Raw genomic sequence first — 26577 nt, forward strand, 5'->3', positions numbered from 1 at the left:
GTGATTTTTTGCCGACTTCTCCAATCATCAGAACGAGTTTTGGCTGCGGAAGAGATTTTTCAGCAATCAGTGCGGTTACGCCGACAATCACGTACTGCCCAGAAAGTTGCGGATGCCGAATTCAAGCGATTATTGAAGGGCAGATCGTCGATGTAATCAGCGACTCAGCGTTTGATGATCAACACGGTTGAAAGCCATGTATGTCTCGCTCTCCCAAGTTAGATTGGAAAATCGAGACAGAATCCGTCAAAGAACATGATGCAAATCTTGAGATTCATCGCTTTGAGAAATGAATGACGTGCCCTTCGTTTGCAACTCGCGGCGAGTGTCACGATGTTTCAGAAACCTCTCTTCGTTGAGAGAAGACTAGCCTCGTCCAACACTGACGGACTCTAGAACAATGGCCGACCCCAATCTCACCCCTCTCCAGTTTCTGCAACGTTACCAGAACTTGAAGGTTAACTATTTCCCAAGTGATGGAGGGGCATTTCAACAGTTCACAGGAATCAAACTGCGACGCTACTACATTAATTCGTCCCGGAAAGTTGTGATCAAAGATCTCGAAGACAGAATCGCGGCGAATAAGGTCGACGGATTGACAAAGGACGAGCGGCGAGAAAACCGAAGGCTCGAAGGAAAGATCGCTCACAAAAAGCAATCCAACAAAATGCAGGAGCTGGTCAGCAAGCTCAAAAAGGGGCGAACGAAGGATGTCCGTTTCACATTGCAGGAGGTTCGGTACGGGAAAGGACTGCCAGAAGACTACGAACTCTTCTTGGGGCTGGCCGCAGCTGCCGGGATGTGCGATGTCGGCAATGGTCCTCCGACGCGTCAGAGCATTCAAAAGTTTCTAGATGACAGCATGATGGGAATCGATTGCAGCGGCTACGTGAGTGCTTACTATGCCGCCCGCGGTGGTATCCCAGAGTCAACAATTGACAAGGTCACTCGAAAAGGTGCATCCAGTTGGGGAGAACGTCGAGGGAACAAGAAAATCACGCGCGTTCAGGACATCCGCATGGGGGACTGCCTGGTCAAAGTTCAAAGGAACGGAAAACTCATGCCGGGGATCGGCCATATCATGCTGGCTGCCGGTCCTGGACGTGCCGATTCCAGCCCGACGATGGAATTCAAACCACTCAACGTCAATAGCGGGAAAGGTGGCGAATATATGGGAGAGTCGAGAGGCGCTTTGTATATCTGTGAATCGCGTGGTGGTGGCCTCAAGCATGGTCCCGCGTACTTTAAGGACGGTTTCCCAAACAAGCGCAGTCCTTACTTCATGATCCGTCGACACGGACTTGCGCAGTGGCTTCGTTGCATCGTGGTGAGACCAAACTTCATGACGAATCGATAGAGGGCCACCGAAGCCATCTACTTTAGTAGAACACCTGCGAGTTGAGATCAGCGTTTGATCAAAGCAAGATGCTTGGAGCGCAAGAAGACACCTCTGGTAGCCCACAGAATCGCAGGATCGGAAAGTGTCTCGGCCGCACTTATCGATTCATCGTTCGGAAGGTTTGGTGCCACGGACTCCATGGAGACCAATCACCGTCTTTGCTCTGCTGCCTGACTCGAGAAACGAAGGTCTTGCCACCAGGTAATGAATTCTTTCCGGCTAACTCATTGATGAACTGACCATGTTCAACGTCAACAGTGACTCGTTCAGATGAGTCGATAAGATTTGATCTCCAGACAGTCATCAAGTCGGATTCAACGAGTGCAAGTTCGACTTCCCATGCCTGTTGCTGGCCAGGACCAACATACTTCGATTTGATAAGGGTTGGATTAGAGTTGCAATAAACGGGACCGATTGGCGCCGTGGAAACGACAAAGTTGTCGACCCAACGTGCCTGATCCACTGGAGAGCCCTGATTCCAATAGGCTTCGAGAAATACGGCATTTATGCCACGTTCATTGAAGGTCCCTCGCCAATCGAGATTCGTGCGTTCAGACTCTAACTTCCCATCGATCCAAAGTTGGTTGATGCCATCTTTCTTACCGGGAGTGTTGAGCTTGGCTCTTGCCTCCACGCAGACCCACCATCCGAGACCGTCGCGGCCATGAAGTTTGAACTCGGAAGCAGGCCGATTGCCTAACCATCGCAGGTTCTCGAAGTCGTTGTACCGCGTTGAAACCAGAGCCCCGTCCTTAACACCGCTTGCGGGATCCAACGTCAGTGCGTCACCACTACTCCAGACGTGAGCGATCATTGCTTGTCGCCAGCCAGGAGGCACGAGACTCGTCGCCCGTGAGAGTTTTGCGGGACCTCCTCCCGCCCAATCGATCGGATGTTTGACATAGATTCGCCAGTAGACGTCGTCAAACGATTCCTTATTTCGCAAGACATGCTTTGTATAGGTCGGAGAGTCTCCAAAGAAAATTCTTCGCCCGCCAATCCCTTTGCTTCCACGATCATACTGCATCTTTAGAGACTTCCCGGTTCCGCCAAAACGGACTGAGTCGGTTAGGTCTCCTTCTTTCTCCGGATATTGATCCTGAAGTGTTTCGTCATCGAAGTCGTCGTACCAGATCACATGCGAGTCGTGTTCATGGAGTTGATTGTCCACCAGAACTACGCTTTCGATCCGGGGTGACTGTGGCAGCTCACCGCCACTTCCAGAATGTGGGTGGACCAGGAATAGAGTGACGACAAATGCCAACAGTTTTTTCATAGAGCCGACAGTCATACTCTTAGGACAGCAATCCGGGAATCGTTGAACCGTCTCGAACCAAAGTGATGGGGCGCCCGACGTTGGCGTTGTATTCGGTTCTGGGATCAATGCCGATGTTCTGAAAGAAGGAGGCTGCCAAGTCGTCCGGAGTAAAACCATCTCCGATGGGCCCCTCTGCCTTATCGTCCGTAGCACCGATGACCTGGCCTGCTTGAACACTTCCACCAGCCATCAGCGAGCACATCGCGCGAGCCCAATGGTCTCGCCCCGCATTCCTATTCACTTTTGGAGTCCGACCGAATTCGCCGGTCACCAAGACGGACGTTGAAGCCAGACGACCTTGTTCTTTCAAACGATCCAACATCGCCGTTAGCGACTGATCAAAGTTTGGTAACAATTCACGTCCCAGCTGATTGAAATTGTCTTGATGCGTATCCCAGCCTTCAAGCAGGACAGTCACGAATCTGACTCCAGCTTCAATGAGCCGAGTTGTTAGGAGCATGCTCTGACCGAATTCATGTCGGCCGAACCGATCCACTTCTTGTTCCTTTTCGAGCGTCAAGTCAAAAGCTGATCGAGCCTTCGTAGAACTGATAATCTGATAGGCCTGATCGGAAAAGCGGTCGAGGCTACGGACGGATTCGTCGAGTTCTTCGTATTCAGCAAACGCGGTATCGATATCTTCGACAAGTTGGCGGCGCTTGCGGTATCTCCCCAGTGTCATCGTCCCATCGAGAGTGATTCCGCGAACACGAAAAGGTTGGCCATACCGCGGTTTTTCGCCAGTAGAGAGGGGGCCGTATTCGGCACCAAGATAGCCCGGTCCTTCAACCGGGCGCTCGATCGAAACGAATGATGGAAGATCGGGAGTCGCTGGGAATTCCTTACTGACAACTGATCCGTACATCGGATAATCAACGACCGGAGTTGGCAGGTTTCCGGTCATCAAGTACCGCGTTCCCAGTCCATGATCAGCCAAACTGTGCGTAATTCCACGAACTATCGCGTATTGATTTGCGCGTCGAGCTAGTTTTGGAAGGTGTTCGCAAATCCCAACTCCAGGCACTGAAGTTGGGATGGGTGAAAACAGACCTCGATATTCGGCGGGCGCTTGCGGTTTCATGTCGAAAGTGTCTTGGTGGGAAGGTCCTCCTCCGAGGAATACCAGCACCGCAGAGCGGCCGTTGTCACTCTGGTTTTCGGCATGTGCGAACCGCAAATAGTCGCTGAGCGTCAGGCTCGCTCCTAAGGAGCCAACTTGCAGAAAGTGTCGGCGTGATACAGGCATAGCGAATTCCCAACTCCAAGGCGTCAACTATTTGATAAGTAAGAACTCTTTGGTGTTCAAAAGTGCCCAGAGAATGTCTTGCATCCCGTCTGTGATGGACTCAGCACTCGCCAAATGAGTCAGGCTCCGTTCGAGCTCTGCTTCGTTTGGTAAACGGCACAAGGCCCTCATCCATGCCTCTTCAATCAACGCGGTCCGTGACGAAATTTCACTTTGAGCTTCGAGGTTCGCGATCTCCTGCAGCCAGCCGCTGTTTTCCAGTCTTTGTTCAATGATTGGGTCGTTCTGGAGGAAGACGGTTTGCAGAAGTGTAGGGGCATTGTTTCGTTCGCAGTCACAATTCGCGACTCGCTCCGGTTTTCCGAATATTTGCATTGCATACGTACCCGCGAGTCGCATAGAGAGGTGACCAGACGCGCGTCGAGTGAGGTCGGTGCGAACCTCTTCCGTAGCATCGCTCGCTGTAACGACTTGCTTCACGCTATCGTAGACGACTTCCGCAGGCATGCGTTTGGGAATCGTACGGCTATAGTTCTTGCGATCATCTTGATTATTGTGGCTCGGCTTCCAGCTACGCTGATAAGTTCGACTAGAAACAATTTCCCGGTGCAGCCATTTCATATCATAGTTGTGCTCAATGAAACTCTCAGTGAGCCAGGCCAACAACTTTGGGTGTGTGGGCGGATTCGCAGGATTCAAATCATCCGGTGGATCGACAATCCCTCTGTGAAAGTAAGCACTCCACACACGATTGACGAACGCCTGTGCAAACCATGGATTGTCCGGCTGACTCATCCAATCCATGATCTCTTCGCGCGGATCGAGCTCACCTTCCAACGTGACTTTCTTACTGCGGAGTAACGAAATCTCCACGGAGGTCTCCCGCTCTTTGATGTACAACTCTCGCCAAGGAAAAACACTCCCTTTTTCCAGCTGTCTTAGAGCATCGTTGCGAACGGGAGAGCCATCATCGTCGCCTGCATTCATGCCGACTCGCTGAGCCATTTGGCGGTATTGTTCTAAGTCGTCGGAACGTACACCGAATTTCAGCGTTTCGAAAAAGCGACTGAATTCCTGGTAATCAGCCTGGGTCCATTGTGCGAACGGATGCTTGTGGCACTGAGCGCATTGCAAACGTAAGCCGAGAAAGTTGTGAGCAAATGCTTCCGCAGCCTGGGCCGGTTCCTGCATGCTACGGCGTGTCCAGTAGTGCGGCATTGTCTCCCGAGATGAGAATTCCGAACCGTCAGAAAAATACGCAGAAGTTTCGGCAGCGTACTCCTCGTAAGTCTGTCCAGGGAGCCGACTCTTCGCCAAGACAATTCGCTCGACGATCTCATCATATGGTGCATTGTTTTCGATTCGCTTGAGAAGCCACATATACCATTGAACCGAAAGTTCCTGACTCAATTCCGCCTGTTGTTGCGGATTGCAGCCGGTGTAGTCGCAAAGTTTGTTCGCCCACCAGGCTGCATATGCTGGTCGATCGAGTAACTCGTCGATTTTTCGATTACGCTTGTCTTCACGAGAATCTTTCAGAAAGCTTCGAACCTCATCGGGTGTCGGAAGAGTGCCCGTCAAATCGATGCTCACGCGTCTCAGAAATTCTGAGTCTGAGCATAGCTCCGAAGGTGTGAGCTTTAGCTTGTTGAGTTTGGTCTCCACGAACTGATCAATTGGTGAGTCCACTGAATCGATTGACGATGGCTTAAATCCCTGCGATGACGCAGCACGCATGACGGGGACGGACCCAATTCCATTGTCGTAGAACGCAATGACGTGTGTGTCACCGTCCCCTTTTGAAGTAACCTCTCCGTCTGCGTTGACTGTCGCGACTGAGTCATCATTGATGCGGTATCGACAGAGCGGGGTGACATCCTCTTCGTCGCCGTTCCTCCAAATTGCGATGACTCGAAGTTGTGCGCTCTCGACTCCGTCTCCAAATAAGATCTCTGTGGGAAATAACTCCAGTCGTTGTAGCTCTTGCGGCTGACTCTGTTTGCTGGCCCCCGCTTCGATCCAGCGATGAATCAAATGGTACTCCCACGAACCTGTACGGAATCGCTCACCTCCCTCATGTTCGACTTTCATGGTCGGCTTGGTGAGAATGAGGCTTTCGGCGGGATTTAATGGATCAATACGTTGCCCGACTTCGGAAGTCGCCTCTCCCGTCAGTCCACGATGGTCCATGTCAAAGTCATAACCGAACAAGGAGAGCCGAAAATTGCCACGCCCCTGAAATGAGCCGTGGCAATTCCGGCCGTTGCATCCTAGCCGTCCCAGGAGTGGCGCGACATGCCGCTGAAAATCAGGAATTCCATCCGGCTCTGCGACTCGGTAGCGTTGATTGGCGGGCGGTAGCGTCTCTGATGCAATTCCCCAAGTACACACCAAAACAACAAGGAGAAAGCAGCAGGTTCGAAACTCAACACATGTTCGAAACATTAACTGGATCCCGGGGCACGAGACATTCCAACATTACAACTTCCGTACACTCTCAATTACACTTAGCTGGTCGCCGAGTTTTTGCGGGTGTTCGACTCCCACCTGAATCTCGTCACCAACAGAAATACCATGGTAAGTCTCTTTCTTGTTCCAGAAGCCGCTTAGCATAACTTGCTTGCCGATGACGCTGTCTGCATTCTCCGATCGGTCGTTCTCAAACGATTTCACGACATCAGTGACTTCGATTGTCAGGTCCCAGAGATGTTCATCCTTCTTGATGACTCTACCTTTGAGTACACCCCGGAATCCTCGAAAAGTATCAGGCAACTCGGGGTAATCACCTTTCTTAACAGGAGCGACTTTCCGTAGGACCTCACCGACTCTCAGACCGTCTTCTCCATCGTATAACGCGCCGAGCTGCAGGGTTTCGCCGATTCGTGTGACGACCAAAGCATCCAACAATGACGACGGAACCTCATTCAGATCGACGTTCTTTCCAATCAGAGACTTTGGGGCAGGCGCCGTGTTGTTATTCCAGACGCGCGGGACCGCATCGACGGTGATCGTAAAGGTTCCGCGCTCGACATCTTTTTTCACAAGCCGTCCGACGAGCATTCCTCGGAAACCTTGAACGCCTCCCTCTCGTTTCATACCTTCGACAGCACCGTCGTCCAGTCGCATGCGATCCATGGCAACTTCGTCACCGGAGCGTACGAATTCAGCGACTGTGAGGTGATCACTTTGGCGTCCAATGTGCTGCATGCCGACTTCGAGACGACTACCGACCTTAAGATCGTGATAGGTCTCTTTTCGATTCCAGAACCCAGCCAGCATCATGGTTTTGCCGACAATGCTTTCGGGCTTCTTCGCACTACTTTCCTTCCAGACATCCTGGATCTTTCGAACTTCTACAATCAGCTCGAACGTTTCAGGGTCCTTCTTTTTAACGTCTGCCACCACTGAACCGTGAAACCCGCGAAACTCCTCGGGAAGAACTGGATAGTCTTCTGCGTTGTAAGGAGCCACTTTTCGAAGGAGTTCTCCCGGAAACACCAGTGCGTCTTCGGCGTGCTTACACTCGAATTCGATCGTTTCACCGATACGTGTGGTCACGAGCACGTCAAGAAATCTACCGAAGACTCCCTCAATTTGAATCGACTTACCAACAATCGATTTGGGATCCTCCGCCTTGCTGTTTCTCCAAACTCTTGGCACTGCGTCAATGACAGCTACGAAGGAGCCTTTCTCTACGTCCTTGGCAGCCAGACGACCTACGAGCATGCCGTTGAAACGTCGAATTCCAGCAGGCAATTCTTCGGGTGTGGAATTCAGCTCGACAGCCTGAGTCGCAGTGGTCTCACTCACCTCCTCAGCAGCAACCGGTAAGGTCAATCCAAACAAAACGGCCAACGTTGAAAGCTGTGATTTCATTGTTCCTACCTGATTTGGAAGAGGTAACTGTTGAGACTTCGGAATGCGATTTCTTGCTACAGCTTGAGGTAAGAAAACGCTAACAGTGAACGCGATCATTATGAGACAAAGCAGCACCGTAAATTTGTCACGCGTTCTGATGGTTCGGTTGCAAGCAGTGCTGTCGAGCAAACGTTCAACTCGTTGTCCGAGTGGTGAACGGAATGCGACCATCCCTGCAACCAAACCCCACCCTGTGAAAGTAGAGTCGCGTTCGGAAATGCGATCTCCCAACCGAATCAAACATTGCACGAGACCGCGTTCATCTCCGATAACCGTGACGGCAGCTTCATCGGCGGCAAAGTCCATCGCGATTTGCAGTTGTCTGCATGCGAATCTGTTGAGAGGCTGAAACAAGAAGAATCGTTTCAAAATTTGAGTGAGCAGGTTCCACTCAGCATCTCGATTCACGATGTGAGATAATTCGTGTGCCAAAAGTGCTTCCCACTCGGCTTTGCAAAGCGTGGGGCTATTCTGGATTGGAACTGCGATAAAAGGCCTCCGAATGCCTGCCGTGAATGCTCCACCGATCTTCGGCGACTCGACCAATTCTACATTCTGCTTCAGACGCATTTTGACGCACAGTGCCGCCAACGCTTCATGAGCGTTGCCATCACGGCATGAAGAGGACTTAATCCTTAAAGACCGCAATTGCTGCACGTGCAAGAAGAGTTGGGTCATACCAATACAAACTACCGTGCCCCACAGGCCGGTGATTAACACGAGAAAGTTCTGCCGACTGAAACTGCTGGACTGCGATGTTTCAGAAGTCGCCGCAGCTAAGGGGAAACTTGAACCGTCCTTTGCGAACTGATTCCCAGGGTGAGTCACCATGGATTCTAAGAAGCTGTATTCGCTGAGTGGGAACCTGTTCTCAGTCGGGAAATCGGCCGCCAGATTCGCGAGTTTACTGTCTTCATCAGAAACAGCCGCCGACTCGTGATTCATCAGCGGGATTTGAACCCCGAAATGCGAATTTGGAAACACATTCATCAAGCTCGCGGAGCACACTGGCAGGAGAAGAGCCAGCTTCCAGGTTAGCGTTCGTAGCTTCGGCTGCGGGAATTTCTCAACTCTTTTTACGACCAGTGCAATGGCTGTGATGACCACGGTCGAGTGAATCAGATATGTGATCAAAAAACTGGAGACGATCAACACGAATTCGAGGAAGATGCTCATGATTTCCTCGCTGCTTTGGAAGCATGCTCATTGACGAGCTTTTTGATCCGCTCCAGTTCCTGCTTGTCAACTTGGTCGCTGGATAGCAGGTGGTTCACCAGCTCAGCAGGACTTCCACCGAAGACGCGATCTACAAGGTCGCCAACAATCGATTGTCCAGCACCGTCCTGCGTCACGAGCGGTCGATAGTAGTATTGCCGATCACTACTACGATGTGTGATGAGTCCCTTTCGTTCCATGCGTGACAATACTGTCGCTACCGTCGAGTATGCGAGAGGGGGATCAAGTCCCAGTAGCTCTTGCACCTCGGAAACGGTTGCTTCCCCACGTTCCCAGAGAACACGCATGACTGCCAGCTGTCGACCACCAAGTTTCACGTGACTCACCTCCCAAGAGATCTTCTACATTTGTAAAACTACAGATTGTAGAACTGGAAGTCAATCCTCTTAGGAAACCGTTGGAGTAGTTTCTCAAATCGCATTGAGAAAGTTCTGAGCAACGATCGGGAGTCGATCAGTTCGGACTTCACTCTTGAAGGCGGATGGACAAGTTGTAGCGTTTTTCAGAATTCGCTGATCAGCAGCGGTGTCGTATCAAAGGTCGGATGGTCGCAAGTTTCTCGAAGCCATTGCCTCGCTAGCAATTGCATCTTCGATCTTGAAGTCGACTTTCAAAGTCTCAGTGCAGGTCGGTGCAGGGCATTTTCATGCAAAACTCAAGTCGGTTAAAACCGTTTCGACTTGCTTCATGGTTCAGCCTTTGCCACAGAATGGGAGCTTCCCAATGAATGCAAACATCCCGGCGTCGCTGGCCATATAAGGAGAGTTATCTGGATTCAAGTGGCCCTTCGCCTAAGTGTCGAATAGAATGTTCTTCGATGAGTAACGCCAGAACGACCATTGATCGACTTCGCAGAGGCCAACGTCTGGACACGGATCAATTGTTTGCGGAGGTCTACAGTGAACTCCGATCACTCGCCTCGCGAAAACTTGCATCGGAGCGTCTCGACCACACTCTCAGCGCAACGGCGCTCGTTAACGAAGCGTATCTACGACTAATTGGTGAAGACGACAAATCGATCGGATGGGACTCAAAAACCCATTTCTTTCTCGCTGCGTCCGAAGCCATGCGGCGAATCCTCATCGACAGCTATCGTCGCAAGCGGGCGGAGAAACGAGGTGGCAACGCCGCCAAATATCCATTGATCGAAGTCGACGTTCCCTGGTCGGACCATCATGAAGAGATGCTCGCGATTGAAGAGTATCTCGACGAATTCGCGCGACGGCATCCTAGGCAGGCAGAAGTCTTCAAGCTTCGCTGCTACGGCGGATTGAGTTCCTCTCAAGTCGCCCAAGCTCTCAATGTCTCCAAGCGAACTTCTGAAATTGATTGGGCCTTCGCTCGCGCATGGCTGAGCGAGAAAATCGGCGAGTGAACGAATTCACTCGTGACTCGATGCGAGTCGATTTCTCGAAGTTCGGTGGATTTCTCAGAATTGCTTTGCGCAATCCGACTGCTTTCCCGCATTTCCTCATGCAAGATGCACAAGCAAAACTGATGGATCTGCTCCGTCATGACCGCTGTGGGAAGAGAAATGAGACTTGTGAACTTTCGGATACTGTACTGTCTCTCAATTTGTTCATTAGCCGTGACTCTTGGGAAGTCCGCGAACGCTGAGTTTTCATTGACAGCTACTGCACTAACATCATCCAACACAGATGCTGGCTCATCAGCCGCGGCGGGAGCGATTTCCAGCGGCCCTTCTCAATTCGCAGAAGCGTCGATTTTTGGAAGACTTGATTTCGGGTCGCTCATTGGCGGCCACGTCTTTGCCGATGACGAACGTGAATTTGGCAATTTCGCATCCATCGCAAGTATTCAAGCAACCTGGACGGACACGATTGTATGGACAGGGCCTGGTCCTGCACCCAGTAGTCTGTTCTTAGGCGTCACACTTGACGGAGACATGATGGGCCAATTGAACTCCAGTCCTGAAGGTCGTTCAATCTCCGGTTCCGCGCTCGTCAGAATACAGGACGCAGTATCGTTGGCCGACTTCGGTGTTCTCTCTTACAGCTCTTCCCAAGGTCTCGGGAGGTTTTCAGTTTCCGACGCCATTGGAGTTTCGAGAGATGGTCTTTCAGACACGTATACTTTCAGCGTGCTCTTTCAAGCCAGCGCAATCGCGAATGAAGGATGGTTTGAAGTCAATACTCAAAACACTTTCGGCTTCTTCGATGTTACGTTAGCGGATGGCACCAGCGTCTTGGACCAGATCTCATTTGAATCTGGATTACAGCCCTCCGCAACCAATCCGATTCCAGAGCCAACTTCGATGGCACTCTTCAGCCTGGGGATTCTCGGTGCGGGAACTATGCGAAGCTGCCGAAGAAATAGCAATAGCGAATAGGCTGCTCTTTGACCAACAACGTATCACCAACGAAGTTTGGGGAGTTCTGATTTCGCACTTGGGGGCGGGTCATGTTTTGAACAGCCGCAGTCTCACGCGAGGCTGCGGCTGTTCTTTTAATGCTCACATTCTTAATGTCCGTTTGAATCTGGTCTGCCTGCTTGACAGAATTGTGAGAGAAATGAAGTCACTCTGAGTGGTTGCCATGCCAGATGTTGATTCCGAACAGCTCTACAAACTCTTCGCTGCGGTCTACGAGTTGCCCGGGCCGGAAAAGGATTGCTATCTCGACGAAATTTGCAATGGTCAATCTGAGCTGCGAGAACAAGTCGAGAAGCTGATCGCAAGATCAGACGCTGGGTTAGCTTTTCTCCGAACAAGTCAGAATGACGCTGCCTCAACCGAAGCCCCAATTCTCCGCGATGGAAATGATTTAGCACAGATCGCGACGGTCAGCACCCATCGCTCAGACGACTCTGCACTAGAGACCATCGATCACTACAGGATTCGCGAAAAACTGGGCGAAGGAGGTATGGGAGAGGTCTATGTTGCGGAGCAGTTCCAACCAGTTCGTCGCAAAGTCGCTTTGAAGATTATCAAGCCTGGAATGGCAACCAAAGACGTCATCGCTCGTTTTGAGAGTGAGCGGCAGGCGCTGGCAATGATGTCGCATCCCAACATCGCCAAAGTTCTGGATGGCGGAACGACATCAGATGGTCGACCTTACTTCGTCATGGAACTCGTTCGCGGGATTCCAATCACCGAATTCTGCGATCAACAGCGATTCACAACGCGTCAGCGACTCGAACTATTCGTCAAAGTCTGCCAAGCCGTGCAGCACGCTCACCTGAGAGGGATCATTCATCGCGACTTGAAACCATCAAATGTGATGGTCGAGATGCGCGACGGCGAGTGCGTCCCGAAGGTGATTGACTTCGGCATCGCAAAAGCAACCAATCAGCGGTTGGTGGAGCAATCGATCTACACGCAAATGTCGCAATTGATTGGGACGCCGCTCTACATGTCGCCCGAACAGGCAGAATTCTCCAGTCTCGATATCGATACCAGAAGCGACATCTATTCACTGGGAGTGCTGCTTTACGAAATTCTGACAGGGACAACACCCTTTGATGCTTCGACTCTGAGGAGCGTTGGTCTCGACGAGATGCGAAGAATCATCCGTGAAGATGACCCACCACGCCCGAGTTGCAAAGTGATTACTCTCGATTACGAAACTGCTGTGACCGTGTCGACAAACCGGCAATCCGATCCACGCGAATTGTCGTTGTCTATGAGACGCGAACTCGACTGGATCGTCATGAAAGCCCTCGAAAAAGACCGATCCCGACGTTACGAATCTACCAGCGAATTTGTCAAAGATGTTGAGCGTTATCTCAAGGATGAGCCAGTCGAAGCATGTCCACCGACTTTAGTTTATCGTATGACCAAGTACGGCAAACGCCACCGTGGACTTCTTATTGCCACAACGTTAATCGTGTGCTCGCTTCTGATGGGGCTCACTCTGGCGATTACTCAACTTAATCGAGCGCAAAGGGCAGAAGATCTTGCAAAGGAGGAATCCGACCGATCCGTACAGATGCTGTACTCAATGGAAATGACCAACGCGACGAAAGAGTATTTTAGAGGCAACACTCGGCAAGTGACACAGACGCTTGATCGTTACTCCGAACGCGCTCTTCGTACTCCCATTGACTATGGGTACGAGTGGTTCCTGGCACAAAACTTCACTGAGGTTGTGAGCCAGGAAATCTTCAAGTGCCCGAATCGAATCCGATGTTTTCTGCTCAATCGAGAATCTGGATCAATCATGATTGGAGATTCCGAGGGAATGATTTCTCTGATTGATCCCCAAACAGGATCTCTGGAAGTCCAATTTAATTCTGGTCACAACGAAGCTCTTGAATTGTGCAATATTGATGCGACAGTCTTTGTGTCCTGTGGAAAAGACGGTTCTGTTTGCGTATGGAGAGTCCAGGAAGTACCGGACGGAATTCACGTCAATCTCGTTTCGCGACTTAAAGTCTCAGAACTTGCACTGCCAACAGTGGCATATGATCACCAACGAGAATTGATATACACGGCTGATAATCGCGGTCGCATTGCTGCAGTCGATTGGAAGGCCAGCAAGGTCATAAATCCGATGGAGTTTGCAGAAGACGTTAAAATCCGGAGTTTGGTTGCACTTGAAACCAGTGAAATTCTCGCTGAATCCTTTGATGGAACTATCAAACTCGGAACAAGCCTAGATTCTTCTGTTGAGACTCTTGAGCAAAGAGGAATTGCGAGTGGGTATGTCAAAGATTTTGCTGAATTATCATCGCAAGGTAAAATTGCCTGGGGAAGACTCGGTGGCCAGATTACAGTTGCCGAACGGTCGGCAGAATCGAAAGTTGACTTCCGACTCCTATTACCAGCCGATTTACACAGCATGGGCGCCAGTGAGGACGGAAAATGGATCGTCGCAGGTGACGCCAAGGGACAGCTACATCTGATTCCGGTGGAAATTCACCAGAGCCACGGGTTCCTTGACTCCGACTTCGCGCGGGAACGGCGAACGCGCAGTTGGAAGGCGCACAACTCAAAAGTTGAAGGTGTCGCAGTTGAGTTTGACGCCAACGGGGAACTGCAAGTCATCAGCGCCGGTCGAGACGGTCGCGTTATTGTCTCAAAACCTTTCCAGAATTCATTTTATCGAGAAGTTAATAACCAATTCATCTATCAATGCCACTTTCTCGACTCAGGCACGATCTTGACAGCAGGCAATCACATTGAACTTCGTTCAGCGAATGAGGAGTTCGAACTACTAAATCGATGGGGACAGCGTGGCGAATGGGCTGACCTTCATCTCTGTCGAGAATCCGGAGAGGTCTTGTTAGGGAAGAATGAGAGAGAGCTATTCTTCACGACTCAAGAAGGTCTTCCGGAATTGATCTTGGAACGAGAAGAACCATTTTGGGAAGCCCGACCAAACGAAACGGCAAACCACATTGCAATCAGTCCGAGCGGTGAGTTTCTCGTGATCGTTGCCAAGATTATCTCGCCACTCTCAAACTACCTCCAAGTTTACCACTTAGATCCGTTGAAACTGGTTGCACAACGAGTCAGCCGAGCAACCAACGATATCGTCTTTTCCCCAGACTCAACTCAATTCGCAATGGTTCAAGACGACAATGTCGTTGTCTGCGACTCGGAATCAGGGACCGAGTTGCACACGTTGGTAGGTCATACAGACTCCGTTCATGATTTGGACTATAGCCCTGACGGAAACATGCTCGTCTCCGTATCGAAGGATAGCCGTCTCATTTGTTGGGATCCAAATGATGGCACGAAGAGTTGGGAAGTCGAAGCTCATGCGAATCGGGCGAATGCCGTGGCGTTTCACCCGTTCTTGCCGACAATCAGCACGGTCGGGGCAGATGCAATCGTTCGCTTTTGGAGTGTCTTCGAACAGACAGATATCCCGGAAGATTTTCGGCTTGTTGGTGAGTTTCCGTTGCAGTCTGGCCGGGCAACACGAATGGAGTTCTCTCCAAACGGGCAAAAACTGATGGTTCAGCACGGAACTGGGACACTGACATTCATCGAGAGCATCGCAATTCCGCAAGCTGCGAGACAGTGATATTCTGGTCGTGTCAGAAAAAGAATACTGCGACACCGAAGATGTATCATCATCTCTCTTCCTCGGGTGAGGTCGACAACCTGCATGCTAGGAAGTTGTACCAATTTCTCGCACTTACGACGTTCCGAAACTTTGAACTCCTTCAGACGTATCAGCCACTTCGTGCTTATCTCAAAGGTTTCTTTGAGCTATCAAAAGGGAAGCTGAAACATCCCAACACATGGTTCAAAACTCCAAGTGCTGACCGATGACTCACATCTTTTGGTGGCAGCACAGTGGAGTTACGTCTACAAATTGCTGAAGCAAATCAGGTGAATATTCTGCAAAGACACTGCCGAAATTCATTCTGGTCAATCTGAAGAGCAGCGTTCGAGATTGGCGGACAATTCCAATCCAGGTAAACGAGAGTATCAATGCCAAAGAAGCGGGAAGTGGAACGAGAGATCAGTCAGGCAATCATTAGATTTGAGAAGGAGTTCATGGGGCGAGGGCCACTGGATGCGAAGACATACATCATCGAGGACATGGTCCTCATCAGATTGAAAAACGTCCTGACTCCAGCCGAGCTGAAACTCAGTGAGTCCGAAGAACGAAATCGGGGAAGGTACTTGATCAAACAAGTCAGGCAGGAACTGATCGAGCAAGGGCGGCCGCTACTTGATGCCGTCATCCGCGATATACTCGGTTTGGATGTCATCAGCCTGCATACGGATATCAGTGCCAGAACCGGTGAGCGAGTGATCGTGTTCACATTGACTCAGTGTCCGGACTTGTCCGAAAACTGAGATTGCAGTTTGGAGAAAAAACCAGATCAAAGCTTGACGTTTATTGAAGCTGTAGGTAGATTCATGACGACTTTAGTTGAAAGCTGAGTAGGAGTCCCGAAGGGGAAAGCCGACCAGTTTGAGATCAAAGGTTTTTGTTGCACCGAATGAATTGTCGGTACAAAGAAGACCGGGAAGCTGTTTGAACAGCCTCCCGGTCTTTTTTTATTCCCTGTGCAGGCCAGTGCGGTTCAGATCGAGCCAACAGGCTTGAATTCCCAGCCGCATCGGGGCTGATTGAGTTCTGAATGTTACGGAGCAGATCAACATTACATCTGTTGGTTTGACCGGCGAGAAATGTTTTCCCAGTGCAAACGCTGAGACGGACTGAGAGCCGTCCAGACATGCCGGGTGTGGAGCACACTGTGTTCTCACCCGGCTTTTTTTATGCCTACGAGCGAGATCGGAGATGTTCAATGGAGATGTTGTTCACACTGCTTTTTGCAGTCATCTGCACACAAATCGGAATCGCTTTGCTGCATTTTCGATTTAAAAATGCCGCGACCAAACGTCTGCGGAACATCGTTAGTTCGATTGCCTTGCTGGAATTTCTATTGGCATGCTGGCTGCTATCTTGGTACGCAATCAATGGGCAATCAGCGACAACCTGGACATTCATTGAATGGTCCCACGGTGGAGGCATCAGCTTCTTCTATGACGGTGCCACCTCACTCATGCTCTTACTCGTAAGTTTTATTGGCTTTGTGGTGTGTCGGTTTTCAATTCGTTATTTGGATGGTGAGGAGTCAGAAGCTCGCTACTTCCGGTTCCTTGGATTCACAATTGGTTCGGTGTCACTGCTGGTGGTCGCAGGAAATCTATTGCTACTGTTCGCGGCATGGGTCATGACAAGTTTCGGGTTGCACCAGTTGCTGCTTCATTACCCGCATCGTCGCGCCGCTCAACGAGCTGCGTGGACGAAGTTCGCAATTAGTCGAATTGGTGATGTGTTTCTCATCGCTGCTCTCGTACTTGTCTTCCGGTCATTTAAAACATTTGACCTAGCCAGTTTGTTCTCTTCTGCAGAGACGATTGTTTTGACGTCAAGTAGTGGACCGATGCACACTGCGATTGCCTTGCTTCTCGTCTTAGGCGCTGTGACCAAGTCCGCACAATTTCCGTTTCACACATGGCTTCCCGAGACCCTGGAAACTCCCACCCCAGTCTCAGCATTGATGCACGCTGGAATCGTCAATGCCGGTGGATACTTGATCATTCGGTTGAGTCCGATCGTTTCTCTTGCTCCAGTTGCTTTGACGATACTGGCTTTATTCGGCGCATTCACCGCCTGCTTTGCCGCAGTCGTCATGATGACCCAGCCGAGCATTAAACGTGTTTTGGCATACTCAACGATTGCTCAAATGGGATTCATGATGTTGCAATGTGGACTTGGTGCATTCTCCGCCGCGATGCTTCACATTCTTGCCCATTCGCTTTACAAGGCCCACGCGTTTTTGAGCAGCGGAAGTGTGATCGATCAGGCCAACAAACGTTTGAGATCTGTTCCGACCACCCACTCCATGCAGCGAACGACTGTCTCATTCATCTTCGCTGCGGTGATTTCTGTTCTCTCTTTATTGGCCATCGCTACGGTTGGTGGACTTCACATCGAGGCTAAACCGGGAGGAGTGATTCTGGCGATGATTCTGTGTCTGGCTTTGACGACATGGGGTTGGCGAATGTCTTCGAATGGCGGTCGCCCAGCATCGGGGATTGCAATCACAGGAGTTGTGGGAATGTGCATTGCCTATTTTGGATTCTACTTGGCAGTTGATGCATGGCTTCAGCCTCTCGCTGTGAGCGCCAGCTATACAAATTCATCCCTGCTTGTCTTAACGCTCTCTGCATTGGGATTTGGTCTGCTCTTCGGGCTCCACGTCGTTGTCTACCAGTTTTCAACTCCGACGTGGATTAACTCTCTTCGTGTACATGCATCGAACGGTTTCTACATCGAATCAGTCTACAGGAGAGTCTTTGCTCCACTGAAAAACACGTAGCAGTCAGGACTGTCTAAAACCGAAAATCTTGCGAGAAATCGAGACGATCCGAGTTTTCACAATCACGACTCGAAGGAGAGAACCATGTCTGTCGGAACCCCCATTCAAGAGAACGCACTTCAGCATGAAGAAAATGAAAGACTGCCAGTCGCTGGAAGTCAACACGAGTTCCAGGACTCCGAGTTCCACATACACAGAGTTGTGGAACGCATTCAAAAAAGAATTGCCCCCGTGTGGCCCTTGAAGGACTATGTCGCTGTAAATCCGTATGCGGGATTTGCAGAACACAAGTTTCTGGAAGCTCGTCAAATGTTGCGACGAGTTTCGGATCTCGAAACATTGATGCCCCCTGAGTACTTTAGACAAGAGTTTATTGAAGGGAACATCAATGAGGATGTCATTCGTGCTGCGATTGAAGAACTCGTCGCAGATGGCGTGTTGGACGCCGAGACGATCGATACCAATCAGACTGTGGAATGGCTTCACAAACAATCCGCGTTGATGACGGACGCAAACTCAGACAGGTCAAATTCTCAAAGCACAACACGACAGTACCAAATGCTCTCTGAATCTCTTGATCAGACAAGCGGTACTGAATGGACGGAGTTTATCCGTGAGGAAACTTCCAAGCATTGTGCAGATCACTTCGATGAAGGGCAGTCCGCTTGGTCGAATCCTTGGAAAGCCTTACCCCTATACCAATCCTGGAGGTTGGCTGCCGAAGTTGACTATACTCCCGAAGTAATCGGGATCACGGGGTTTCGTCGCTTTGTTTCAAGACTTCCACACGATCCACTAGCAGCTCTCAACTTACTATTAGATCGACTCGACATCCCCAATCAATTAGTGGACGACTACTTGTTGTGCACCGCCTTTCAGTTGCCAGGCTGGAGCGCCTGGGCCTCATTTAAGGATCGAGAAGCAAACAAATGCGGCCATGAGAAGCATGAATTGGCTGGGCATCTCGCCATTCAACTAGCCTATAACTCTGCCCTCTCAGAGTGTTTTAATTTCAATGTAAAGTGGGGGAGAGATTACGTTGATCTCGCAAGCGAAAAACGTGAATCTGGAGAAATCGACTTAGACGATGATACTCTCCACCGTTTAGTCCTGCTTCGAGCGAGTGAGCTTGCATATCGTCGACAGCTGCTTGGTGGACTCTCAAAGGAAAGCAGTCGAACAAATGAGAACCACTGTGCCCATCGATCACTCGCACAAATGGTGTTTTGTATCGATGTGCGCTCAGAACGCATTCGGAGACATCTCGAAGCTTCTTCTTCCTGTGATATCGAGACATTAGGCTTCGCGGGTTTCTTCGGGTTACCAATCGAGTTTGTCTCTCTTGGTGAGTCAGAAGGAACCCCGCATGTTCCAGTTTTAATATCACCACAATTCAAAGTGCAACAGGAAGTCAAAGGCGATGATGGAACAACAACCAGATCAGCGATAAAGAGAAAGACATTCGGCCAATTCCTTCGAAAAACATGGAAAGAGTTCCAAACATCTCCCGCCAGCTGTTTCTCATTCGTCGAATCGACCGGACTGTTTTACGGAATTCAGTTGGTCGCACAATCAATCGGATGGGGAAAAACCATCACAGACTTGATAGACGAAACCGCTGATGGAAGGCGTCAAAGCTTAGCTCCAACATTGAGGGGCTTACATCGACAGGGAATTACGACATCCAAACAGGTCGATCTGGCTGAGTCGATTCTGCGGGGAATCGGCATCGTCGAAAACTTTGGTCGATTGGTGGTATTCTGCGGTCACTCGAGCGAGACGCGCAACAATCCACTGAAAGCCGGACTGGACTGCGGTGCGTGTGGCGGACATTCGGGTGAACCAAACGCTCGCTTGGCAGCACAACTGCTGAACCAGCAGTCGGTCCGACAATCCCTTCAAGATCGTGGCATCAGAATACCGGACGACACTTGGTTCGTGGGTGCTCTCCATAACACGACGACAGACAAACTGGAGTTCTTTGAATCGGAAGAGTTCCCCGAGTCTCATCGAAATGACTTTCTAGAACTCGAAAAAGTTGCGACGGTCGCTTCGCAGAAGACACGAATTGAGCGGCTTCCTCTTCTCCCAGGCACGTCGACTGACGATCTGTACCGACGCAGTCGAGACTGGGCGGAAGTTCGGCCGGAGTGGGGACTCGCAGGCAATGCCGCTTTCGTCGCAGCTCCGAGGTCTTACACCGAAGCAGTTTCCCTGGATGGCCGCGTGTTCCTCCACAGCTATGACTTCACGAAAGATGCCGAGTTTGCTGTTCTCGAACAGATCATGACAGCTCCGCTGATCGTCGCCCACTGGATTAACATGCAGTACTACGCTTCAACGGTCGACCCCGTTCATATGGGTAGCGGAACGAAAACGATCCATAATGTCGTCGGTCAGATTGGCATTCTATCAGGAAACGGCGGAGACCTGAGGACGGGTCTTCCCTGGCAATCGGTGCATGATGGGGCATCATTTCGTCACCATCCCCTACGACTTCTCGCTGTAATCGCCGCTCCACGAAATGCGATCGAGTCCATCATCAATCGCCACGAAGCTCTCACGAATCTTCTATCGAACGGATGGATGCAACTCGTCTCCGTTGAAGATGGAGAGCAGTTTCGATTCACGGAGACAGGTGATTGGGCAAAGATCGAGGAACAGATGTATACAGCGACCACGAACTGACACTCGAACAGTTAAATCTTGCATGGACTCGGTACCTATCACAGGAGAATGAGAAATGTCTTTGACTCTTACTTCTAACGCCCCCATCCCGTACGTCAGTACTCTGCAATCACTGGTCCACCAGGCCGTTGACGAAGTGAGGTGGCTGGTGATTGCACACAGAGATCCGCTGATAATGCGTGCCCTGAGAAAAGGTATTGGCCGCGAGACGATGATCATTGTCGATTGGCCAGAGGAAAACGAGCTCACTCAGAGTTCAGATCTTGTCAAAGCCATTCAATGGGCAATTCAAGAGAAGAGAATTCCGAACATTGTCTTGCTCGAACACTCCGGCAGCTCAGGCGTGAAATCCAGCTATGATACTGGGACACGCCTGGGAATACTTGCTGGTACGAGCCGAGCAATTGATCAGAATCGGGAGGCACAAATTCAATTCTCGAAAGTCGTCAAGATGCTTCGACAGAGTTCGGAAATCCAAGACTGTGTCGACAACAGCAATGCCAGCTTACACTTCCTGTTCTTCCGCGCGATCGACGGTGCCTTCTTGACTTTCGATGAAAAGTGCGGGGAATTTCTCCCAGTAACCAACGAATCTCCTCACGACTGAACGACAACCACAGTGTCATCTCTCAACACGGCGCAGCATCACACTCACATTCACGACTGATAGTCGCGATATTCTGAAAACGAGAAGTTCTCCTGATTCGAGTCATCGGACTAGGAGAATCTTCGTTGCTGCCCGTTCGATTTAGTTTCATCGAAGCTCGAACGAGTGTCTCATCCGTTGTGAGTATTTGATTCCGAGAGTATAGAATCGGATCATTTGAGTGTTGGAACCGATTCCGGAAGGATCGACAGGACATCAGTTCGCAGCGTATTGCCGTCACGCCCATTCTCAAACTAAGCATCAAGCAAATTCTGGATGATAAATCTCACGATAGATCTTCGCATTCAACTTAGAAGTGGGGAGATGTAATTGATTGTTATGGCCAGTCGTTGAGTCCGACGATCGGTAGGGCAAACTCGAATGAGGTCCGCCAATCGTCGCGATCTGCATCGCGAAAAACATTGTAGATGAGTTTCTTCGGTGGTGACTGACGGTTGTTGGGATCAAATGTTCGAAGACCGAGATTTAGGCCGCCTTCGCGTGGGTGATCGACGTGACGATGCAAGATGAACGCGTCAATGTCTTCCAGAGCAGCAACCTTTCTGTAGGCGTAGCAATATGCTGCTGCCTGAAGCTGTTGTCCTTCGAGGCCGGGCGGAGTGTGAAATCCTTGCTCGCTGAGAATGATGCTGCGCGGCTTTCCAGCGAACTGCATTTCCGGTTGCCTCATAAACTTCGTCAGCACTTCGAGGTTCTTAAACGTCACGCGCGGGCTGTCTTGACTGTCAATTGCGGTCTCGTCGTCCCAGAATCTTGGATCGAACAAGTTTTCGGGATACGGATGAAATGCTAAATGCCATTCCGGATTGCCACGATTCTTGATCTCAGCGGAAAATCGTTCGAGAAAATCTCGTCCTGGAAATGATCTTTGCGGATGCTTTTTGCTAAACGGAACCGTCCAGTGATGTTCCAGGGAAATGTAGACGCGAGCCCAACTCGACGCTGCCCTGACGGCATCGTGAGCCAACTGGATAGCGTCAGCGTAGTCATCAATGAACTCTTCCATCGAGACTTCACCACAGTTGGACCACCACCAATGGGAATTGACTTCATTGCCCATAATGTAGCCAGCGACACGCCCGTGCTCAGTTTTCGCACCACTCCAACGATCGGCCATAAACTCCATCGCTGCGGACAAAGCTTCGCGTCCCTCTGGCGTCACAGTGTTGAAGGCGCTCAAATTATTGGGAGCTTCGAGATGATAGTTCGGATGCAATAGAAAGTCGTTCTCACGAGAATTGTGCGACCGGTAGACAAGCACCACGAGATACACGAGCGCTCCGGAATCACTGAGCTTCTTGATGTTGGCATCCTGTCTTTCTAGGTATCGATGGCTGAAAGTGTACTCGTGGCCATTTCGCACCCACGTTGGGTTAGACGGTGAATCATCCGTCGCAAACAGAGATGTGAGGTTGAAGTTAAAAACTGCGTGCTTCACTCCCAATTCAATAGCGTCTTCAACAATCTCGACCTGTAAACCTTTCTTGGAGGCAGCAACGGGAAATACCGATTCAGTTTCGTCGCTCCGAGATGATGTTGCAGGCGTTGTCGGCAGGCTCAACTGGTAGTGAGTTGTTTGACTCTCGCCGACGAGTCGGATGTCAGAGATTTCGATTTTGCCTTGACCACGAAAAGGGTCGATTCGCACCGCTTGCAGGGGACTGGTTGTACTGAACGGAATGGCGTACTGATGCGACTGACCATCGTGTCGGACTTCAAATCGTTGACTTCGGTCCGCTTTGAACGGTCCTCCGTTCTCTTCTTGCCAGAAGACTTGTCCATTTCCGGAAGAGTCCGATGCCATCGTAATCTGTAAGGTGAACGATCGCTCGTCGATCACCTTGTTCAGCCGGTGACTGATGTAGGGGTCATTGCCCGAACTCTGAACAATCAATGCGTTTTGCGAAGCTGATAGGTGACAAGTTCCGCCGGGCTGCCACTGGGCGACCGGTTCACCTTTTGGCTTTGGTTTGGACTTTGCCGGAGTGTTGGCCCCTCCTTTGAGCGATGCTTTGCCTTCTTGTTCGATGTCGTACTTCGATGGATCAAACTTCGGATTGGATAGGGGGCGAATGGCCTGTGTGTCCACGAGGTGTTGCTCGATCAGTCGATCGAGTTGTTCGACCCTCTCAGGGAACGAGTCGGCGAGATTGTTCTGTTCGCCGATGTCATCATTCAGGTTGAAAAGCTTATAGCGATGCTTTCCATTTTCGCCGCCAAGAAAGATGCGGATGAGTTTCCAATCGCCGGAGTGAATGCTGACGGATGGTGGCAACCAATCGGGGACGCCTGGTGCGTGAGGAAAGTAAGTGAAGATCGCTTCACGGTTCAGCTCTTCGCCTCGAAGTGCTGGAACGATGCTGATTCCATCGAAAGTTTGTTCCGGCTGCGGATCGATAGAAAGCATCTCCAACAGCGTCGGATAGAAGTCACTGCTCTGGATGATTTCATCGCATTGAGAGCCAGCTTCGATGGCTCCAGGTCTAACGACGATCGCGGGACCGCGCACCCCTCCCTCATACATTGTCGCTTTCCCACCTCGCAACGGTGAGTTGCTTGTCGCAGTCCCTCCGTCGACCAGGTTGTACATATTCCCGCCGTTGTCGGAGGCGAAAATGATGATGGTGTTGTCTGCGATTTCCAGACGGTCGAGCGTGTCGAGCAAAGTTCCAATGGCGTCGTCCATGCTTTCAATCATCGCGGCATAGGTGGGACTGCGTTGCGGATCGTTCGGATTGACAACCTCTCGATATTCGTCGATCAGTGATTGCTTCGCGTCGAACGGAGCATGCACACTGAACATCCAGTAGTTCAAGAAGAAGGGTTTGTCTTTATGTAGTTCCATGAAGGCGACAGCTTCTTTGACCATGCGGTCTTCAATGTGTTCGTCGGGAATATTGGGGTCATGATCAAAATCTTTAAACTTCCACGGAGCGACATAGCTGCCCGCTGGCCCAGGACCGGGATGGTGAGGAACGTCGAGATCGAAGCCATGTTCCAGAGGAGAGTAGGGCTCCGGCCCTAGATGCCACTTTCCAAAGTGGGCTGTTGTGTATCCATTGTCTTTGAACATCTCCGCCAGCGTGTAATAGCTGATATCGAGTCTCGACACTGAATTGGGAACCGTCGAAAACTTGTTCGGCGGGCCGTCCTGTTCTTCCGTCGCCTTCAGCACCACCTTCGGAAGGTGACAGTTTGGCGAAGTAATTCCGTGACGCGCTGGACTAAGCCCCGTGAGTACGCTCGCGCGTGTCGGCGAGCAGAGCGGACTGGACGAATATGCCCGCGTAAAAGTCATTCCGCGAGCGGCGAGTCGCTGGATGTTCGGTGTCTTGTAGAGCTTTGTGGTGCCATACAAAGTCGTATCACTCCATCCGAGATCATCGGCCAGGATGAAGACCACGTTTGGCTGTCGTTCGGCGGTTTGAGCCAAGACTTCACCGCTCGTCATCAAGCTTAAAAGCATCTGAGAGACAGTGAGTGTGAACAGAACTGATCGGAAGGTCATATTCATAAATGGAGTTGCGTTGCTGTTGCGGTGTACTGCGGGCTGCGATTCACCAATTCGTCTGCGACTGTGGCTGAATAAAAATTCGGCTTTGAGTCGCCTGGAGGGAGTTGAGGACCAATGGCTGCAACCTGATGAACGGCGACCGCCAAAACGGAAATTTATGGAAGGTCGTTGGCTCACATTAGCGTGCGAAGTTCAACTTCGCCAACGCTCAACTCCCACGTCTGATCTGACGAACACTTAGAAGATCGTTGAATTGGCGACAACGACACTCTGAATGTCGCTCGGAGAATCAGCTCTTTCGCAGATCTGTCTTTCCTCCACATACGCTCCGACGTTGCTCGAAAGTGATTCTTACTGTTATTCGCAAGATATTCCTCTGCGAAATTGGGAGTATTCGCAAAGACTCGATCGCTTTTGTGTGCTCGATCGGCACCCATTGTGCGAATGAGCACTCAAGTGTGCACACTCGCACACTCTCAGCGAATTCTCAAAGCTTCTGGCACATGAAGACATCTTCTCGAAACCAGGATGAGTGGAAAACGCCACGACATTGAGCAGTTTTCGCCGCCTCATCCTCACTTCAAACTTGCTTATGGCACCGACTTTGCCAGTTGGGTTCATCATCTTCTCAAAGACTGGCGTCACAGTTCACTCGATCACTTCGTGCATCTCAGAAAGACTATTGGACGTGCCACGTTTCCAAACACTCATCCTCTTACTGTTTGTCACAACGAGTTGGAGCGGATGTCGCGGTCGCGCAGAAACGCCTGACTATGTCTCCAGCGATCAGGTCGAAGCTCTTCCGGTCGAGTTGGCACCCGAAGTTCGCAAAGCTCTTCGTGGTCATGTGGGCAGCTTTGAATCACCAATTCTGCTGACGAATGACGGTTCCGTTTCTGACGCCCACTTGAAACTCGGGCAGCAGGTCTATCAGAAACGCTGTGTGCAGTGTCATGGTGTGAGCGGGGATGGAAATGGACCTTCGGCTGGGAGCATGTACCCAAAACCGCGTGACTACCGAAAAGGCGTCTTCAAGTTCACATCGACCCCATACGGTTCAAAACCCGTCCGCGACGATCTGATTCGCACAGTGAAGATTGGGGTGAGAGGCACATCGATGCCCTCCTTCAAACTTCTCCCGCCCAACGAGATTGAGGCGGTCGTTGACTATGTTTTGATGCTCACTCATCGCGGGGAATTGGAAGAGCAAATTGCGGTGCTGGCTGACTTCGACGAAGAAGTCGATCAGGAAATTATAGAGGAGGAGTCGGTTCCGATTATCAAACGTCAATGGGAGCAGGCCGCCGGGAGTCAGGTCATTCCTATGAGTCCTCAACCGGTCTTTACCCAAGATCACGTCAATCGAGGTCGTGAGGCGTTCTTGTCAAAGGGCTGCTCAAAGTGCCACGGCGATGATGGTCGCGGACAGACCACAGACAACCTGGCAGGCAATCTCAAGGATACGTGGGGGAACGTCACTCGTGCAGCTGACCTGACCGGTGGGATGCTTCACGGAGGCCAACGACCGATCGATGTGTATCGTCGGATCTACTCGGGAATTAACGGGACTCCCATGCCAAGTTTCGCGAATGCATTTCAGCAAGAGCCTGACACGATTTGGGATCTCGTCGCTTACGTTTTGCATGTCACCAATTCGCGTCGAATGGGGGAAAGTCATCTCCCTGGCCCAATCTCGCCATATATCCCTCCCACCGATGATGACAGCGGTGCCGCAGAATAATCATCACCGTCTTTCATCACTGGATTCATAGCAACAGGA

15 protein-coding genes and 1 pseudogene are annotated in these 26577 nt (G+C 50.8%); 9 read left to right on the forward strand and 7 right to left on the reverse strand.

Annotation, left to right across the window (positions count from 1 at the left end):
- Positions 1-400: 400 nt before the first annotated feature.
- Complete coding sequence (locus tag AB1L42_RS00005) at positions 401-1357, forward strand: hypothetical protein (protein WP_367049818.1); 957 nt, start codon at positions 401-403, stop codon at positions 1355-1357.
- 139 nt (positions 1358-1496) lie between these two features.
- On the opposite strand, the gene AB1L42_RS00010 is transcribed toward AB1L42_RS00005, so the two are convergent.
- The 6 genes and pseudogenes from AB1L42_RS00010 to AB1L42_RS00035 all read right to left on the reverse strand — a co-directional run bounded on the left by AB1L42_RS00010 (position 1497) and on the right by AB1L42_RS00035 (position 9434).
- Positions 1497-2675 carry a hypothetical protein gene (locus AB1L42_RS00010; protein ID WP_367049821.1) on the reverse strand — a complete coding sequence of 393 codons (1179 nt, stop codon included), beginning with the start codon at positions 2673-2675 and terminating at the stop codon, positions 1497-1499.
- A gap of 19 nt (positions 2676-2694) precedes the next feature.
- Positions 2695-3963 carry a DUF1501 domain-containing protein gene (locus AB1L42_RS00015; protein ID WP_367049823.1) on the reverse strand — a complete coding sequence of 423 codons (1269 nt, stop codon included), beginning with the start codon at positions 3961-3963 and terminating at the stop codon, positions 2695-2697.
- A gap of 27 nt (positions 3964-3990) precedes the next feature.
- A complete protein-coding gene (locus AB1L42_RS00020; protein WP_367049826.1) occupies positions 3991-6408 on the reverse strand; it encodes a DUF1549 domain-containing protein in 2418 nt (805 codons plus the stop codon).
- 33 nt (positions 6409-6441) lie between these two features.
- Positions 6442-7839, reverse strand: coding sequence for a hypothetical protein (locus tag AB1L42_RS00025; protein WP_367051719.1), 1398 nt, complete (start codon positions 7837-7839; stop codon positions 6442-6444).
- A gap of 318 nt (positions 7840-8157) precedes the next feature.
- Positions 8158-9057 (reverse strand): annotated as a pseudogene (locus AB1L42_RS00030) (M56 family metallopeptidase); the annotation flags it as partial.
- Complete coding sequence (locus tag AB1L42_RS00035; RefSeq protein ID WP_367049828.1) at positions 9054-9434, reverse strand: BlaI/MecI/CopY family transcriptional regulator; 381 nt, start codon at positions 9432-9434, stop codon at positions 9054-9056. The gene AB1L42_RS00035 and the pseudogene AB1L42_RS00030, both read right to left, overlap by 4 nt.
- A 500-nt stretch (positions 9435-9934) precedes the next feature.
- On the opposite strand from AB1L42_RS00035, the gene AB1L42_RS00040 reads away from it, so the two are divergent.
- The 7 genes from AB1L42_RS00040 to AB1L42_RS00070 all read left to right on the forward strand — a co-directional run bounded on the left by AB1L42_RS00040 (position 9935) and on the right by AB1L42_RS00070 (position 21223).
- Positions 9935-10492, forward strand: a complete 558-nt coding sequence (locus AB1L42_RS00040; RefSeq protein ID WP_367049831.1) for an ECF-type sigma factor — start codon at positions 9935-9937, stop codon at positions 10490-10492.
- A 249-nt stretch (positions 10493-10741) separates the two neighbouring features.
- On the forward strand, positions 10742-11467 hold the full coding sequence (locus tag AB1L42_RS00045) for a PEP-CTERM sorting domain-containing protein (protein ID WP_367049834.1): 726 nt from the start codon (positions 10742-10744) through the stop codon (positions 11465-11467).
- Between the two features lie 205 nt (positions 11468-11672).
- A complete protein-coding gene (locus tag AB1L42_RS00050; protein ID WP_367049837.1) occupies positions 11673-15107 on the forward strand; it encodes a WD40 repeat domain-containing serine/threonine-protein kinase in 3435 nt (1144 codons plus the stop codon).
- Positions 15108-15520: 413 nt separating this feature from the next.
- Positions 15521-15892 (forward strand): DUF2294 domain-containing protein, encoded by a 372-nt coding sequence (locus AB1L42_RS00055; protein ID WP_367049840.1) that lies wholly within the window; start codon positions 15521-15523, stop codon positions 15890-15892.
- Between the two features lie 455 nt (positions 15893-16347).
- Complete coding sequence (locus AB1L42_RS00060; RefSeq protein ID WP_367049843.1) at positions 16348-17928, forward strand: proton-conducting transporter membrane subunit; 1581 nt, start codon at positions 16348-16350, stop codon at positions 17926-17928.
- Positions 17929-18012: 84 nt separating this feature from the next.
- Positions 18013-20616 (forward strand): DUF2309 domain-containing protein, encoded by a 2604-nt coding sequence (locus AB1L42_RS00065; RefSeq protein WP_367049845.1) that lies wholly within the window; start codon positions 18013-18015, stop codon positions 20614-20616.
- A 55-nt stretch (positions 20617-20671) separates the two neighbouring features.
- Positions 20672-21223 (forward strand): hypothetical protein, encoded by a 552-nt coding sequence (locus AB1L42_RS00070; RefSeq protein ID WP_367049848.1) that lies wholly within the window; start codon positions 20672-20674, stop codon positions 21221-21223.
- Between the two features lie 376 nt (positions 21224-21599).
- On the opposite strand, the gene AB1L42_RS00075 is transcribed toward AB1L42_RS00070, so the two are convergent.
- A complete protein-coding gene (locus AB1L42_RS00075) occupies positions 21600-24797 on the reverse strand; it encodes a DUF5722 domain-containing protein (RefSeq protein WP_367049851.1) in 3198 nt (1065 codons plus the stop codon).
- Positions 24798-25485: 688 nt separating this feature from the next.
- On the opposite strand from AB1L42_RS00075, the gene AB1L42_RS00080 reads away from it, so the two are divergent.
- Complete coding sequence (locus tag AB1L42_RS00080) at positions 25486-26538, forward strand: cytochrome c (protein WP_367049853.1); 1053 nt, start codon at positions 25486-25488, stop codon at positions 26536-26538.
- Positions 26539-26577: the final 39 nt, after the last annotated feature.

It is taken from the genome of Thalassoglobus sp. JC818, assembly GCF_040717535.1.
Taxonomy (GTDB): Bacteria; Planctomycetota; Planctomycetia; order Planctomycetales; family Planctomycetaceae; genus Thalassoglobus.

Coding starts and splice junctions, on each gene's coding strand:
- AB1L42_RS00070 (WP_367049848.1), top strand. CDS start 20,672: ATGTCTTTGACTCTTACTTCTAACGCCCCCATCCCGTACGTCAGTACT.
- AB1L42_RS00005 (WP_367049818.1), top strand. CDS start 401: ATGGCCGACCCCAATCTCACCCCTCTCCAGTTTCTGCAACGTTACCAG.
- AB1L42_RS00055 (WP_367049840.1), top strand. CDS start 15,521: ATGCCAAAGAAGCGGGAAGTGGAACGAGAGATCAGTCAGGCAATCATT.
- AB1L42_RS00020 (WP_367049826.1), bottom strand. CDS start 6,408: ATGTTTCGAACATGTGTTGAGTTTCGAACCTGCTGCTTTCTCCTTGTT.
- AB1L42_RS00060 (WP_367049843.1), top strand. CDS start 16,348: ATGGAGATGTTGTTCACACTGCTTTTTGCAGTCATCTGCACACAAATC.
- AB1L42_RS00040 (WP_367049831.1), top strand. CDS start 9,935: ATGAGTAACGCCAGAACGACCATTGATCGACTTCGCAGAGGCCAACGT.
- AB1L42_RS00025 (WP_367051719.1), bottom strand. CDS start 7,839: ATGAAATCACAGCTTTCAACGTTGGCCGTTTTGTTTGGATTGACCTTA.
- AB1L42_RS00065 (WP_367049845.1), top strand. CDS start 18,013: ATGTCTGTCGGAACCCCCATTCAAGAGAACGCACTTCAGCATGAAGAA.
- AB1L42_RS00010 (WP_367049821.1), bottom strand. CDS start 2,675: ATGAAAAAACTGTTGGCATTTGTCGTCACTCTATTCCTGGTCCACCCA.
- AB1L42_RS00075 (WP_367049851.1), bottom strand. CDS start 24,797: ATGAATATGACCTTCCGATCAGTTCTGTTCACACTCACTGTCTCTCAG.
- AB1L42_RS00050 (WP_367049837.1), top strand. CDS start 11,673: ATGCCAGATGTTGATTCCGAACAGCTCTACAAACTCTTCGCTGCGGTC.
- AB1L42_RS00015 (WP_367049823.1), bottom strand. CDS start 3,963: ATGCCTGTATCACGCCGACACTTTCTGCAAGTTGGCTCCTTAGGAGCG.